This window comes from Bradyrhizobium sp. CCBAU 51765 (assembly GCF_015291725.1).
GTDB classification, from domain to species: domain Bacteria; phylum Pseudomonadota; class Alphaproteobacteria; order Rhizobiales; family Xanthobacteraceae; genus Bradyrhizobium; species Bradyrhizobium liaoningense.
Window position 1 is genome coordinate 5,440,591 of sequence record NZ_CP030038.1, and the last position, 12,581, is coordinate 5,453,171.

The 12,581-nt window shown below is 65.4% G+C and carries 13 protein-coding genes; 6 read left to right on the forward strand and 7 right to left on the reverse strand.

Annotated elements, in window-relative coordinates:
* Window positions 1–5: 5 nt before the first annotated feature.
* The gene (locus tag XH96_RS25930) at window positions 6–1,454 is read left to right on the forward strand and encodes a cobyric acid synthase (RefSeq protein ID WP_194388260.1); all 1,449 of its coding nucleotides are present in this window, start codon (window positions 6–8) and stop codon (window positions 1,452–1,454) included.
* On the opposite strand, the gene cobD is transcribed toward XH96_RS25930, so the two are convergent.
* Both cobD and cbiB read right to left on the reverse strand, forming a co-directional pair.
* Window positions 1,443–2,408, reverse strand: a complete 966-nt coding sequence (gene cobD / locus XH96_RS25935) for a threonine-phosphate decarboxylase CobD (RefSeq protein WP_194388261.1) — start codon at window positions 2,406–2,408, stop codon at window positions 1,443–1,445. The two genes, XH96_RS25930 and cobD, sit on opposite strands and share 12 nt — an antisense overlap.
* 11 nt (window positions 2,409–2,419) lie before the next feature.
* Window positions 2,420–3,361 carry an adenosylcobinamide-phosphate synthase CbiB gene (cbiB, locus tag XH96_RS25940; RefSeq protein WP_246789752.1) on the reverse strand — a complete coding sequence of 314 codons (942 nt, stop codon included), beginning with the start codon at window positions 3,359–3,361 and terminating at the stop codon, window positions 2,420–2,422.
* Between the two features lie 127 nt (window positions 3,362–3,488).
* Between cbiB and cobU the strand changes: the two genes are divergently transcribed.
* Genes cobU through bluB form a run of 3 tightly spaced genes read left to right on the forward strand, consistent with a single transcriptional unit; the run spans window position 3,489 to window position 5,411 of the window.
* Window positions 3,489–3,992: a bifunctional adenosylcobinamide kinase/adenosylcobinamide-phosphate guanylyltransferase gene (gene cobU / locus XH96_RS25945; RefSeq protein WP_194388262.1), complete on the forward strand. Its 504-nt coding sequence runs from the start codon at window positions 3,489–3,491 to the stop codon at window positions 3,990–3,992.
* On the forward strand, window positions 3,989–4,774 hold the full coding sequence (cobS, locus tag XH96_RS25950) for an adenosylcobinamide-GDP ribazoletransferase (protein WP_194388263.1): 786 nt from the start codon (window positions 3,989–3,991) through the stop codon (window positions 4,772–4,774). Before cobU ends, cobS begins: the two co-directional genes overlap by 4 nt.
* A gap of 4 nt (window positions 4,775–4,778) precedes the next feature.
* Entirely contained in the window at window positions 4,779–5,411 is a 633-nt protein-coding gene (gene bluB / locus XH96_RS25955; RefSeq protein ID WP_194388264.1) for a 5,6-dimethylbenzimidazole synthase, read from the forward strand.
* Between the two features lie 633 nt (window positions 5,412–6,044).
* Here the strand turns inward: bluB and XH96_RS25960 are convergent.
* Window positions 6,045–6,956 (reverse strand): LysR family transcriptional regulator, encoded by a 912-nt coding sequence (locus XH96_RS25960; protein ID WP_194388265.1) that lies wholly within the window; start codon window positions 6,954–6,956, stop codon window positions 6,045–6,047.
* Window positions 6,957–7,085: 129 nt separating this feature from the next.
* Here XH96_RS25960 and XH96_RS25965 point away from each other — a divergent pair, with 129 nt between their 5' ends.
* Both XH96_RS25965 and XH96_RS25970 read left to right on the forward strand, forming a co-directional pair.
* Window positions 7,086–8,024, forward strand: a complete 939-nt coding sequence (locus XH96_RS25965; protein WP_194388266.1) for a ring-cleaving dioxygenase — start codon at window positions 7,086–7,088, stop codon at window positions 8,022–8,024.
* Window positions 8,021–8,647, forward strand: coding sequence for an alpha/beta hydrolase (locus tag XH96_RS25970; RefSeq protein ID WP_194388267.1), 627 nt, complete (start codon window positions 8,021–8,023; stop codon window positions 8,645–8,647). Before XH96_RS25965 ends, XH96_RS25970 begins: the two co-directional genes overlap by 4 nt.
* A gap of 48 nt (window positions 8,648–8,695) precedes the next feature.
* Here the strand turns inward: XH96_RS25970 and XH96_RS25975 are convergent, their stop codons facing one another.
* From XH96_RS25975 to XH96_RS25990, 4 genes are all read right to left on the reverse strand, one after another.
* Window positions 8,696–9,604, reverse strand: coding sequence for a DMT family transporter (locus XH96_RS25975; RefSeq protein WP_194388268.1), 909 nt, complete (start codon window positions 9,602–9,604; stop codon window positions 8,696–8,698).
* A 151-nt stretch (window positions 9,605–9,755) separates the two neighbouring features.
* Window positions 9,756–10,829 carry an L-dopachrome tautomerase-related protein gene (locus XH96_RS25980; RefSeq protein WP_194388269.1) on the reverse strand — a complete coding sequence of 358 codons (1,074 nt, stop codon included), beginning with the start codon at window positions 10,827–10,829 and terminating at the stop codon, window positions 9,756–9,758.
* 53 nt (window positions 10,830–10,882) lie between these two features.
* Window positions 10,883–12,088 carry a major royal jelly family protein gene (locus XH96_RS25985; RefSeq protein ID WP_246789753.1) on the reverse strand — a complete coding sequence of 402 codons (1,206 nt, stop codon included), beginning with the start codon at window positions 12,086–12,088 and terminating at the stop codon, window positions 10,883–10,885.
* 35 nt (window positions 12,089–12,123) lie between these two features.
* Window positions 12,124–12,561 (reverse strand): heme-binding protein, encoded by a 438-nt coding sequence (locus tag XH96_RS25990; protein ID WP_194388270.1) that lies wholly within the window; start codon window positions 12,559–12,561, stop codon window positions 12,124–12,126.
* Window positions 12,562–12,581 lie beyond the last annotated feature (20 nt).

Sequence of the window (12,581 nt, forward strand, 5' to 3'; positions counted from 1 at the left end):
TCCCGATGGCACGCGCGCTGATGATACAGGGAGCCGGTTCGGACGTGGGCAAGTCGCTCATCGTCGCCGGCCTCGCGCGCGCCTTCACGCGGCGGGACTTGCGCGTTCTCCCGTTCAAGCCGCAGAACATGTCGAACAACGCCGCAGTCACCGTCGATGGCGGCGAGATCGGTCGCGCCCAGGCGCTCCAGGCGCTTGCCGCCGGAGTCGAGCCGCATACCGACATGAACCCGGTGCTGCTAAAGCCCGAGACCGATGTCGGCGCGCAGGTCATCGTTCACGGCAAGCGCATCGCGACAGCGCGTGCGCGCGACTACGCGGCGATGAAGCCATCATTGATGGGCGCCGTGCTGGAGAGCTTCGAGCGGCTGAAGGTGCGCGCCGATCTCGTGCTGGTCGAAGGCGCCGGCAGCCCGGCCGAGGTGAATTTGCGCAAGGCCGACATCGCCAATATGGGCTTTGCACGCAAGGCGGACGTGCCGGTCGTGCTGGTCGGCGATATCGACCGCGGCGGCGTCATCGCACAGCTCGTCGGCATCGAGACGGTGATCGACCCCGACGATGCCGCGATGATCAAGGGCTTTGTCATCAACAAATTTCGCGGCGATCCCACGCTGTTCGACGACGGCTACAGGCTGATCGAGCAGAAGACCGCATGGCGCGGCTTCGGCGTGCTGCCCTGGTTCGCGCGTGCCGGCGAGCTGCCGGCCGAGGATGCGCTGGGCCTGAGCGACGCGCGAAAGCCGGGCCGATGCAAGATCGCCTGCCTCGCACTGTCGCGCATTGCCAATTTCGATGATCTCGATCCGCTCAAGCTCGAGCCGGGCGTCGATCTCCTCATGGTGCGTCCGGGCGAAGCCATTCCCGGCGATGTCAGGCTCGTCATCATTCCCGGCTCCAAATCCACCCGCGGCGATCTCGCCTTCCTGCGCGCGCAGGGCTGGGACATCGATCTGCTCGCGCATCACCGAAGGGGCGGCCATGTGCTCGGCCTCTGCGGCGGCTATCAGATGCTTGGGCAGAGCGTTGCTGACCCCGACGGCATCGAAGGCCCTCCTGGCGAGACACCGGGCCTCGGACTTCTGGACGTGAAGACGGTGATGAGCCCGCAGAAGACGCTGACGCGGGTTGCGGCCGTGCATGCCGCCACGGAGCAACCGATCGAAGCCTACGAAATCCATATCGGCCGCACCGACGGCCCCGATCGCGCCCGTCCGTTCGCGAAACTGAACGGCGAGCCGGAAGGCGCGATCTCGCACGATGGACGCGTGCAAGGCAGCTATCTGCATGGCCTGTTCACGTCGGATGGTTTCCGCAAGGCTTATCTCGCAGCGCTCGACATTCCCGCAGGCGACGAGCCCTATCGCGCCAGAGTGGAGAGCGCGCTCGATGCGCTCGCCGACCACATCGAAACCCATCTCGACGTCGACGGCCTGCTCGCGCTAGCGCGCTAGGACCTCGCCAAGCCGCGCCCATTCGGTTTCGCGGCCGGGAAGCCCGAGGCGCAGCCATGTCGGTTTCTGCGCAAAGACGCGCGACCAGATTTGGCGACGCGCAAGCTTCTCCTGTGCGGCACGCGCGTCTGGCGTTTCGTACAAGCGAAACAGCGGCGTGCCGCCGACAAGCCGCCAGCCTTGCGCGAGTGCGATGTCGTCGAGACGAGCACAATCGCGCGCAAGCCGCGCCGACGTCGCCTCCGCCCAGGCCTCATCGCGCAAGGCGCGGCAGCCGATCGCGATCGCCGCTCCCGAGACCGGCCATGGACCCGACATCGCCGCGAGCCTGGCGATATCGGCGGCATTGCCGATCACAAAGCCGAGCCGCAGGCCGGCAAGGCCATAGAACTTTCCGAAGGAGCGCAGGATCAAAAGTCCCGGCCGATCCGCTTCCGGCGCGAGCGACAATGGCGGAACGGCATCCGCAAAGCTCTCGTCGATCACGAGACGGCCGGCGCGCGGCAGCAGCGCCAGCAGATCCCCAGGCATATGATGCCGGCCATCGGGATTGTTGGGATTGACGACGATGGCGAGATCCGCGCCCGCCAGCGCATCAAGCTCCGCGACCTCCTGCACATCCCAGCCGGCGGTCGACAGCACGCCGGCATATTCATTGTAGGTGGGCGCGAGGATGCGGGCGCGACCGGGCGGCGCCAGTTGCGGCAGCAATTGAATGGCGGCTTGCGCGCCACTCATCGCAACGACCGGTGCACGGGTGCGATAGGCCTGCTGCGCAGCCCGATGCAGCGCCTCGATCTCGGCACGCGACGGCAGCGCGCTCCAGGCATGCAGGCTCACCTCACCCACCGGATAAGGCAGCCGGTTGATCCCAGTCGACAGATCGATCCAGTCCTCCGCGCGTCCGCCAAAACGCTGCTGGGCCTGATCCAGATTTCCACCGTGCTCGCGCATGCCTCGTTGTTTCACGCGAAGGCCAGGATCGCAAGGACGCCGGCGAGCAGCAGCATGGCGCGGCGGTACAGCGTCAGTGCCTCGTCGATGTCGGCGGCGCGCGGATCGCGCGCGCCTTCGTTCAGCCAGGGCTCGTCGGTCGCGCTGCCGTGGTAGATGCGGGGGCCGCTGAGCCGCACACCGAGGCCGCCAGCCATGGCGGCCTCCGGCCAGCCGGCATTGGGCGAGCGGTGGCGGCGCGCATCCCGCGTCATGCACGACAGCGCCTCCGACCGGTGCGGCGCCAGCAGCACGAAGAGAAATCCAGTCGCCCGTGCCGGAATGAAATTGGCAACATCGTCGATGCGCGCCGCCGCCCAGCCGAACGCTTCATGCCGTTCGCTGCGATGGCCGATCATGGAATCCAGCGTGTTGATGGCCTTGTAGCCGAGGATTCCAGGCAAGCCGAACAGCGCGCCCCAGAACACCGGCGCCACGATGCCGTCGGAGGCGTTCTCCGCAAGGCTCTCGATCGTCGCGCGTGCGATGCCGGCTTCATCGAGCGCAGCCGGATCGCGGCCGACGATGCGGGACACCGCGTCGCGTGCAGCGGCGATGTCGCCGGCCCGCAACGGCTCTGCGACGGCAGCCACATGATCATGCAACGAGCGCAAGGCGACCAGCGGCCAGGCCAGGATGCCCACCGCCACGATCCGACTCCAGCCTGAGGGAAGCAAGGATTGAAGCCCCCAGCCGAGCGCGACCGAGAGCGCGATCACCACGAGCGCGCCGGCCACGCCGGCAGCACGGCGCAACGCCGGCGGATCGGACGCGCGATTCCAGGCGGAGTCGATCGCCGCGATCAGCCAGCCCAGCCAGGTGACGGGATGGCCGATCCGCGCGAACAGCGACGGCGGCCAGCCCAGAAGGGCATCCACCGCCATCGCCACTGCCATGGCCCCCGCAAAATCCACGCAAATCTCCCATCTCGCTCCGCCCCCTGTTGCGCAAGACGGCGGCCGAGCGCAAGTCCCTCGCCGCCTGATTTCGGCTTTGTCTTTGGGCGCGTTTGATGATTAGTGCTGGCGACAGGAGACCTTCATGGCCGTCATCTTGATCACCGGCGGAGCGCGATCGGGCAAGAGCACCCGGGCGGAAGCGCGCGCGCGCAGCTTTCCCGGCCAGCCCGTCTACGTCGCAACCGCCGAGGCGCTCGATGGTGAAATGGAGCAACGCATCGCACGACATCGCGCGCGGCGCGGAACCGATTGGATCGAGCGCGAGGTCCCGCTCGATCTCGTGCCGGCGCTGCTCGCAACCGATGGCGGGGGCGCGAGGCTCGTGGACTGCCTGACGCTGTGGCTCTCCAACCTGATGCATGCGGCGCGCGACTGGGAGCGAGACGTGAGAGAACTCGCCGGCGCCCTGCCCCGCCTGAGCAGCCCCGTCGTTCTTGTGACCAACGAGGTCGGCCTCGGCATCGTGCCCGACAACGCGCTGGCGCGCAGCTTCCGCGACGCCGCCGGGATCATGAATCAGATCCTTGCCGATGTCGCCGACGAGGTCGAGTTCGTCGTCGCCGGCCTGCCGATGAAGCTGAAATGATCCCGCGCGCCGAGCTCTTGCGAGACGTCATCGCCGACCTCAGGATCGCAGCGTCGTTCGTCACGATCCTGCCGGTGGCATCGTCGAAGCCCGCCGGCGACGGCGCGATCGCGCGCGCGACCTGGGCGCTGCCCGTCGCGGGACTGCTGGTCGGCCTCGCCGGCGCGTTGGTCTACAAGATCTCCATTCGCTTCGGACTGACACCGGGTCTTGCCGCCCTGCTCGTGCTGGCCACCACCGCTTTCATCACCGGCGCGCTGCACGAGGACGGACTTGCCGACACCGCGGACGGACTCGGCGGCGGCCGGACACGCGAGCGCAAGCTCGAGATCATGCGCGACAGCCGGATCGGGACCTATGGCGTCTGCGCGCTGATCCTGTCGTTCGGCCTGCGCTGGAGCGCGCTCGCGGCGATCGCCAATCCATGGGCGGTGATGCTTGCGCTCTGCGCCGCGCACACCGCTTCCCGTGCCGGCGTGCCGGCCTTCATGTCGCTGGTCCCGCCGGCGCGGCCCGATGGGCTGTCGGCCAGCGCCGGATCGCCGCCGGGCCGCAGCGTCGCCGTCGCCTTCGCTGTTGGAACGCTCGCGCTTGCCCTGGCGTTGGGGCCAGGCAAGGCGCTGGTCGGCCTGGTCCTGCTGTCGCTCGCCGGCCTCATGCTGGCGCGGCTTGCCATCCGGCAGATCGGCGGGCAGACCGGCGACATTCTCGGGGCGTTCGAGCAACTGGGCGAGATCCTGATCCTGCTGGTTGCCGCCGCGTCCTTCCAGATGAGACATTGACCTCATGGTCGAGTTCGATGACGCCTTCCGCCAACACCTGCGCGAGCTGTTCGTGTGGCGCCGCGACGTGCGCCGCTTTCGCAGCGACCCATTGCCGGCCGGCGCCGTCGATCGCCTGATCGAGACGGCCTGCCTCTCGCCTTCGGTCGGCCTCAGCCAGCCCTGGCGCTTCGTCACCGTCGACGACGACGCGCGGCGCCGCGCTGTGATCGACGATTTCAGATCGTGCAACGCCGACGCTCTGAACGCCTATGTCGACGAGCGCGCCGCGCGCTATGCCACGCTGAAACTCTCGGGTCTCGAACAGGCCCCTGGTCACCTCGCCGTGTTCGCGGACAAGGCCAGCGACATCGGCCACGGCCTCGGCCGCGCGACCATGCCGGAGACAACCGAATATTCCGTGGTCGCCGCGATCACCGCGATGTGGCTCGCCGCGCGCGCCGAGGGCATCGGTCTCGGCTGGGTGTCGATCCTGAGCCCGGATCGGATCCACGCCATTCTCGACGTGCCCAGCTCCTGGAAGTTCATCGCTTATCTCTGCATCGGCTATCCGGAGATCGAGTGCGACCGGCCCGAGCTGGAGCAGGCGAAATGGGAGCACCGGCGCGATGCGGACGAGTTCACGCTGCGGCGCTAGAGCACCTTTCGCGCAGATCATGCTCAGACAATGATCCAAGGCGCGATGATGATTCACCCTCATCTGATCACAGCAACCGTGTGAAACATTCGCGTTGGACTCAAATCAACAGTTCGGATTCAAGCCTCCTTAATTCTTTCACGAGTATGTATAAGTTGTTACAACCGACTGCTACACGCAATTGCGGCAACCATAGGGATACTGGCATACCTTCAAAAGGCTCCTGACAGACGAAAGCGGCGCTACGGCTATCGAATCTGGCCTTATCGCTGCAGGTGGCCTTATCGCTGCAGACTGCGTTCGCTGTCATTGGCTGCCGTCAAGAACATCGGCACCGCATTGAGCGGCGTCTTCACAAGCGTCAATACCAAGCTGACCACACTCTGAGCCTTCACGAAAAGCGGGGCGGCCCAGCCTCCCAGCGGCGGACTGCCGGAGATCCGAGCTCCAAGGATATTTTTGGTCAATCCAGGGCCGCCCTGCTTGCCCCTGCAAAGCCAGCGTGCCCGAGCGCCCTCATCGGCCAGCAGACGTCGCTCTCTCAGACCGCACATTGGGGAGCCCACGGCATTTGGTCCGTGCCGGACCGCGATCCTATCGCCCCTGAGCTATCGTCCGCTCCAGCCTCAAGTCTCAGCGCGTCCGCATGCCTGCCTCGTCCTCCCGGCCAAACCGCTCGACCAGAAAATCGATGAACAGCCGCACCTTCACCGACAGATGCCGCGTCGGCGGATAGACTGCGTACAGCGCGAGTGGCGGCGCAGAATAGTCCTGGAGCACGACGCGCAATTCACCTTTCCGCACGGCATCTGCGGCGATGAATTCAGGGAGCAGCGCGAGCCCCCTGCCCTTGACCGCGACGTCGCGGAGCACCTCGGCATTGTTGACGCAGAGTGACCAGGCCGGCTGGATCCAGTGATCGCCATCGCTGCCTGAGAGCTTCCACTGGTTGCCGGTCAGCAGGAAGCCGTAGGTCAGCGAGGTGTGCCCGCGCAGATCCTGCGGATGTCTTGGCGTGCCGTGACGCGCGAGATAGTCGGGCGAGCCACAGATCATGCGCGCCACCGGCATGATCTTGCGCGCGATCAGGCTGGAGGATTCCAGCTCCGCGATGCGCAGCGTGACGTCGAAGCCGTCCTGCACGGGATCGAGCAGATCGTCGCTGAGCACGATCTGGAGCTGAAGCTCGCCATGGCGCGCCATGAAATCGGCGAGCGCCGGCCCGAGCCGCATCGTGCCGAACGACATCGGCGCGTTGACCCGCAACAGGCCACGCGGCGCCGACTGCGCCTGCGTCACCGCCTGGTCCGCGGCCTCGATCTCCGAGAGGATCACGACCGCGCGTTCGAAATAGCGCTGGCCGTTCTCGGTCGGGCTGGCGTGCCGCGTGGTCCGGTTCAACAGCTGGACCCCGAGACTCTCCTCGAGGTCGGCGATGTATTTGCTGATCGCCGAGCGCGACAGCCGCAGCTGGCGGCCGGCCTCGGCAAAGCTCCCGCTTTCGACCACCTTCACGAAGGCTCGGAGGCTGCCGAGCTTATCCAAGGCCCCGCCTCTCCGATTGTTTCCAAATCGTAGACATAGCCGTCATAATTGCATGGATTGTCTCCAATCCCAAGCGGAACAATATTTCCGCCCAGAGCAAGCCCGCTCCCCAAATCTTGGAGGACGACAATGTCTGGACTGCACCATGTCACCGCGATCGCCGGCGATCCCATCAGGAATTTCGGCTTCTACACCCGGGATCTCGGCCTGCGCTTCGTCAAGAAGACGGTCAATTTCGACGATCCCGGCACCTATCACTTCTATTACGGCGACGAGACCGGCCGCCCCGGCACCATCCTGACCTTCTTCCCCTGGGCGGGCGTCTCGGCCGGACGCCGCGGCGTCGGCGAAACCCATCAGACCGCCTTCCGCGTGCCGCAGCGCTCGCTCGGCTACTGGACGCAGCGTTTCACCGAGAAGGGCATCGCGTACGAGGCGCTGGAGAAGCGCTTCGGCGAGTCCGTGCTGCCGTTCACTGACCCGGATGGCATGGCCCTGGCACTGGTCGGCATCCCCGGCGCAGAGAACGAGCCCGGCTGGAGCAACGGCGACGTGCCGGCCGAGCACGCGATCCGAGGCTTCCACGGCGTGACCTTGCTGCTGGACAGCGCGGCGAAGACGGCCGCCGTCCTCACCGACGTGTTCGGCTTCAAGGAGACCGGACGCGAAGGCTCGGTGATCCGCTTCAAGGCTTCAGGCGATGCCGAAGGCAGCGTCGTCGATATCTACGAGGCCAAGGGCTTCTTGCGCGGGCACCAAGGCGGCGGCTCGGTGCATCACATCGCCTTCCGCGCGGTTGACGATGCCGAACAGGGCAAGATGGCGCAGAAGCTCGTCAGCAATCACGGCCTGCACCCGACCGAGCAGCGGGACCGCAACTACTTCCGGTCGGTCTACTTCCGCGAGCCCGGCGGCGTGCTGTTCGAGATCGCGACCGACATCCCCGGCTTCGCCGTCGACGAGCCCGTCGCGACGCTGGGGCGTGAGCTGAAGCTGCCGAGCTTCCTCGAACAGCATCGCAAGCAGATCGAGGACGTGTTGCCGAGCCTGGAGGAGAGCGTGTCATGACCGCAAGTGCATTCATTCATCGTTTCGAGCCCGCGCGCGATGCGGGCTCACCCCCGCTGCTGCTGTTGCACGGCACCGGCGGCGACGAGAACGACCTGCTCGGGCTCGGCAAGATGATCTCGCCCGGCGCCGCCCTGCTCTCGCCGCGCGGCCGCGTGCTCGAGCACGGCATGCCGCGCTTCTTCCGCCGCCTCGCCGAGGGCGTGTTCGACGAGGACGACGTCCGCCGTCGCGCGCACGAGCTCGGCGACTTCGTCGCGGAGGCACGCAAGCAATACGGCCTCGCCGCGCCGATCGCGGTCGGCTTCTCCAACGGCGCCAACATCGCGGCGGCGCTGTTGCTGCTGAAGCCGGAGGCGCTTGCGGGCGCGATCCTGCTGCGCGCCATGGTGCCGCTGTCGGATCCGCCGAACGCCGACCTTGCAGGCAAGCCCGTTCTGCTGCTCTCCGGGCAGGCGGATCCGATCGTGCCGGCGAGCAATTCCGCAAGCCTTGCGGCGCTGCTGTCGGAAGCGGGCGCGCGCGTGACTCACAAGGTCCTGCCGGCGGACCACCAATTGTCGCAAGCCGACGTGACGCTCGCCCGCGATTGGGTCGGCAGCGTCGAGGCGAAAGTGGCATGATGTAGAAGCGGCGCAACGTTCACGAACGGTGCGCCGCTTTCATCGGCTTCACGTTCCGCTCCGAGGTCCGTGCTCGGGCCATAGCGACAGGCCAAGCGCCGTCACCAGAAACGCAGCGGCGACAATGTCCTGCACGGTCAGACGCTCGCCGAGAATCGTCCACGAGGCGGCCAGTCCGAAGAAGATCGAGCCGTAGGATGTCAATGCGACCACGATCGCCACATTGAGCACGCGAAGGGCCATGCTTTGCAGGAGCTGACCGGCGAGCGACAACAGCAACACAAGTTCGACATCGAACCACAGCACGGTTTGCACATCGAAGTGCTGAGCCGGAATGAGAACGGAATCCAGCCGTCCAGCAATGACACCAAGCGCACCGAGCGCAATGCAGCCGAGGGCGCCGAACACGCCGACGACAAACAGTGCTGGATAGACCTTGTCGAGCTGACGAATGCCGAGCGTCAGGATCGCCCAGGCGAGGATGAAGACGGCAATGAGAAGATCGCCGGTCATCGTCGCGGCGCCAGAGGACCTGGACAGCGTCAGCGTCGCAGCACCCGTGATGCCGATGGCAATCGCGATTATCTTCAACACAGAGAGCCGTTCACGCAGGAATAACGCCGCCATGCCGGCGGCCAGCGGTGGAAAGAGACTGAGCAGCAATACGGCATGCGACGCACTGGTGGCGTGTGCGCCGAGAGCGGATAGCGCGTTGGTGCCCGGTCCGTAGGCGATGCCACAAAACAGGAAAAGCGCCGCGCTCCTGATCGTCAGCGGAGGACATCGCCGTGGCCTGGTGGCGACGGCGAGCAGTAGGAACAGTGGCAGCGACCATACGCCGCGCGCAACGAAAAGACCGACGGCGTCAAAACCGGCGGCAGCCTTGGGCGCATAAAGTATCTTCGATGCTACCGCGTTGACGCCAAAGAACACCGCCGAAACCAAGGCCGCACCCACGGCGAGAGGCCGGCTTCTCTGATTGGCGCCCGGGCTTGCTGAAGGATCTGGAGCCTGCTCCATGATATTGAGAGAACTCAGTCTGGATCCTGACGATGGTTCATCGGCAGCTCCCCGATCTTTGAGAGCTGCTGCCGCACAACGGAAGCGGTCATCGCCGGACGGGCTTCACTCCGAGGGCAATCGAGTAAAGCCGGATTGGCCAATCGACGGCGTCCTTGCCCTGATTGAGACCCCGAGTCCGATTGAGCTGGGCGGCCGGCATCCACAACCTGCCTTCGTCGTCTATCCACATGGCATCCACCCATGCCAGGCGCGGATCGGCAATCAACGTCGATACCTTGCCGGTGGCCGACACTGTCAGAATCCGCGAACGATCGGTGTCGCTGACATAGATCGTACCTGCTGCGTCGATCGCAGTGCCACCGGTCGAGGGTGTGTCGGCAAATCGCTCGACGTGACCGGAGAGGGTCGCTTCGTCGAGAGACGCATCATCCAGGAAGCGCGTGCCGATCCGAAACATCGGGCCCGAGCAAGGCTGATAATAGAGCCAGCGTCCGTCGCCGGAGACCTCGAGCTGATCCGCATGCACGACGACCGGCCTGCCGTCAGAATCGAGCAGCTCCCGGCCCTCGGCTATCAGCGGCCGAACGGCTACCGTGGAAGAGTGGTTCTCCAGGACACGACGTGCCTGTCCGGAGGACAGATCGAGGACGATCAGCGCGGGTCGGCCCGCATCGGTCAGGTAGGCGACACCGCCATTGAATCGGACATCGTCGACGAAGCTCGCACCCCGGGCAACGGAGGTCAGATCGTAGACGCGGGTCACCCGATTGGCGGCCAGATCGATGCGAACGAGCTTCGGACCACCTTCCGCCAACGGCTTGCCGATCCCCGGCGCGCCGCGATCGACAATCCACAGGGCTCCATCGGGACCGACGCGCAGAGAGTTTGCGCCAACGAATGCGCGCCGTCCGTCCTGCCCCTCGCGCCAATCATTCCAGGTTGCGTCGGGATAGGGCCTGACCTTCCCGGCTGTGATTTCGGCGATCTCCGGCTGACCTGGCTTTTGCGGCTGAACAACGACGAAGCGCCGTCCGTCGAGCGAGGTCGTAACGCCATTCATGACGAGCTCATCCGATGCGAATTCCGGGACGAGCTTATTCACAGGCTTCGCCATTGCGACCGAACTCGCTAGAAAGAGAACAACGATTGTGCGAAGCATGGCGCGTTCCAGTCGTCCGCTCGATCAGATTCTGAATGCCACGGACCATCGTATCACTTCAGCAAGACGGGTCCCGCGTCGATCCTGACGCGGAAGAGCGTGTACGGCTTCACACGTTGGTCCTGTCCCTCATGGAATTGGGCTTGCCGATGAAGTTGGTTGGCCGTGAAGTACAGGTAACCGTCCGAGGCGACCGACAGCGTGTCAGGCCACAATATTCGTGGATCGTGCGCGATGGTCCTCCAGTCACCATCGCCCTGACGCTGGCGAATGCTGTTGCGCTCGTAGTCGCCTGCATAGATACGGCCCTTGTCGTCGGCCTCGAGACCATCCGAGGCTCCCTTTTCGCCCAGATCGATAACCGCCTCGGCGAGGGCTGCCTCCGATGCGGACCGATCGACCAGAAGGGCTGTCGGAACTGAATACAAGTGCCGGCTCGATAAGGGGCAGTAGTAGAGCGTCGCGCCGTCGGCAGAAATTGCGATGCCGTCGGCGGCGACGTTGAAGGATGCGGGAGGCTTTCCTTTTTCACGAACCGCCAGCCGCTCGCCTTCCACGACAGGAATAAATGCAGGGTCTGGCGAGGTCGACCTGTGCCCTGTCAGTTTCCTCCAGCTTTCGCCGCTATCGAGGTCGACAACAATAATGCCGCCCGGTCCGCTGATCGACGAATCCGTAATGAACGCGACGCCGGCTTTGCCCCGGCGCAGGTCGAAGCGCACATCGTTGATATAGGTCGTCGGCAAGACCGTGGACGACGGCAGCACAATGGTCTTCACCACCATGTTGGTCGCCAGGTCCACCGCGACCAGCTTCGCGCCGCCCGCGACCGGCGGTGAAAAGCCGGGCGCTGCGGTGTCGAGAATCCATAGCCGGCCCGCCGGGTCGACGACGACGCTCTGCACACTGCCAAGGGTCTCTCCAGGGCGCGCCGGATCGAAAATGTTGATTATCGCATCCGGATAGGGAACGACCTTGCCGTCCCGGATCTCGCCGACCGTGAACGGCACGTCATCACCCCACCGAGGGAAGTTGACGAAGATGCGACCGTCGGGGGCTACGGAGACCCCGGTCGGCATGGCATCGTGGAACTCAAAGACCGGCTCGATCGTCCCGATCGAACGATCGCTGGCGAGTTGCCTGCCGGATGCCGATAAAGCCATGGTGGTGTCCTCCGGATTTCGAGCCATCGCCGCCGTTCCTGAAGCGAAGTAGGCAGCGAGACAGGCGATTTTGGCCGCCTTGTGCAGGGTCATCATCAAATTTCCGTGCCGATCAGCGCAAGCGGGCTTCGTCATTCGGAAGCGGAGAGCGCCGCCAATATCGCGTCGCGCCCAGCCTCGGCGACGGCAACATCCTGTTCGGTGGTTCCAGAGCCGACGCCAATCGCCCCTACCAACTCGCCGCGGAAGACGATCGGAAGACCTCCGCCGAGATTGGTGATGCCGCCGTGACTTGCGAATGCCAGGTCCGCTCCGAACTCGAACGGAATTGCCCCCGTCGGCGCACCGATCGACACGCTGGTTGCGGCCTTGGCGATCGCAGGATCGCGGGCAAGAACGGCTGCGCCGTCGACCCTCGCGAACGCCAGGAGATTGCCTCCCGCATCGACGACGGCAATGCATTCCGGCGCCGCGATCTCCCTGGATTTCGCGACGGCGGCCTCGATCGCCATCGCGGCCGCCGCATAGGTGAGTTGCTGTTTGCTGTGCGTGAGGGGGTAGCTTGACATTGCGAGAATTCCCGATTGGC

Coding starts and splice junctions, on each gene's coding strand:
- cobU (WP_194388262.1), top strand. CDS start 3,489: ATGGCCGTCATCTTGATCACCGGCGGAGCGCGATCGGGCAAGAGCACC.
- XH96_RS25965 (WP_194388266.1), top strand. CDS start 7,086: ATGTCTGGACTGCACCATGTCACCGCGATCGCCGGCGATCCCATCAGG.
- XH96_RS25985 (WP_246789753.1), bottom strand. CDS start 12,088: ATGATGACCCTGCACAAGGCGGCCAAAATCGCCTGTCTCGCTGCCTAC.
- bluB (WP_194388264.1), top strand. CDS start 4,779: ATGGTCGAGTTCGATGACGCCTTCCGCCAACACCTGCGCGAGCTGTTC.
- cobS (WP_194388263.1), top strand. CDS start 3,989: ATGATCCCGCGCGCCGAGCTCTTGCGAGACGTCATCGCCGACCTCAGG.
- cobD (WP_194388261.1), bottom strand. CDS start 2,408: ATGCGCGAGCACGGTGGAAATCTGGATCAGGCCCAGCAGCGTTTTGGC.
- XH96_RS25930 (WP_194388260.1), top strand. CDS start 6: ATGGCACGCGCGCTGATGATACAGGGAGCCGGTTCGGACGTGGGCAAG.
- XH96_RS25980 (WP_194388269.1), bottom strand. CDS start 10,829: ATGCTTCGCACAATCGTTGTTCTCTTTCTAGCGAGTTCGGTCGCAATG.
- XH96_RS25990 (WP_194388270.1), bottom strand. CDS start 12,561: ATGTCAAGCTACCCCCTCACGCACAGCAAACAGCAACTCACCTATGCG.
- XH96_RS25970 (WP_194388267.1), top strand. CDS start 8,021: ATGACCGCAAGTGCATTCATTCATCGTTTCGAGCCCGCGCGCGATGCG.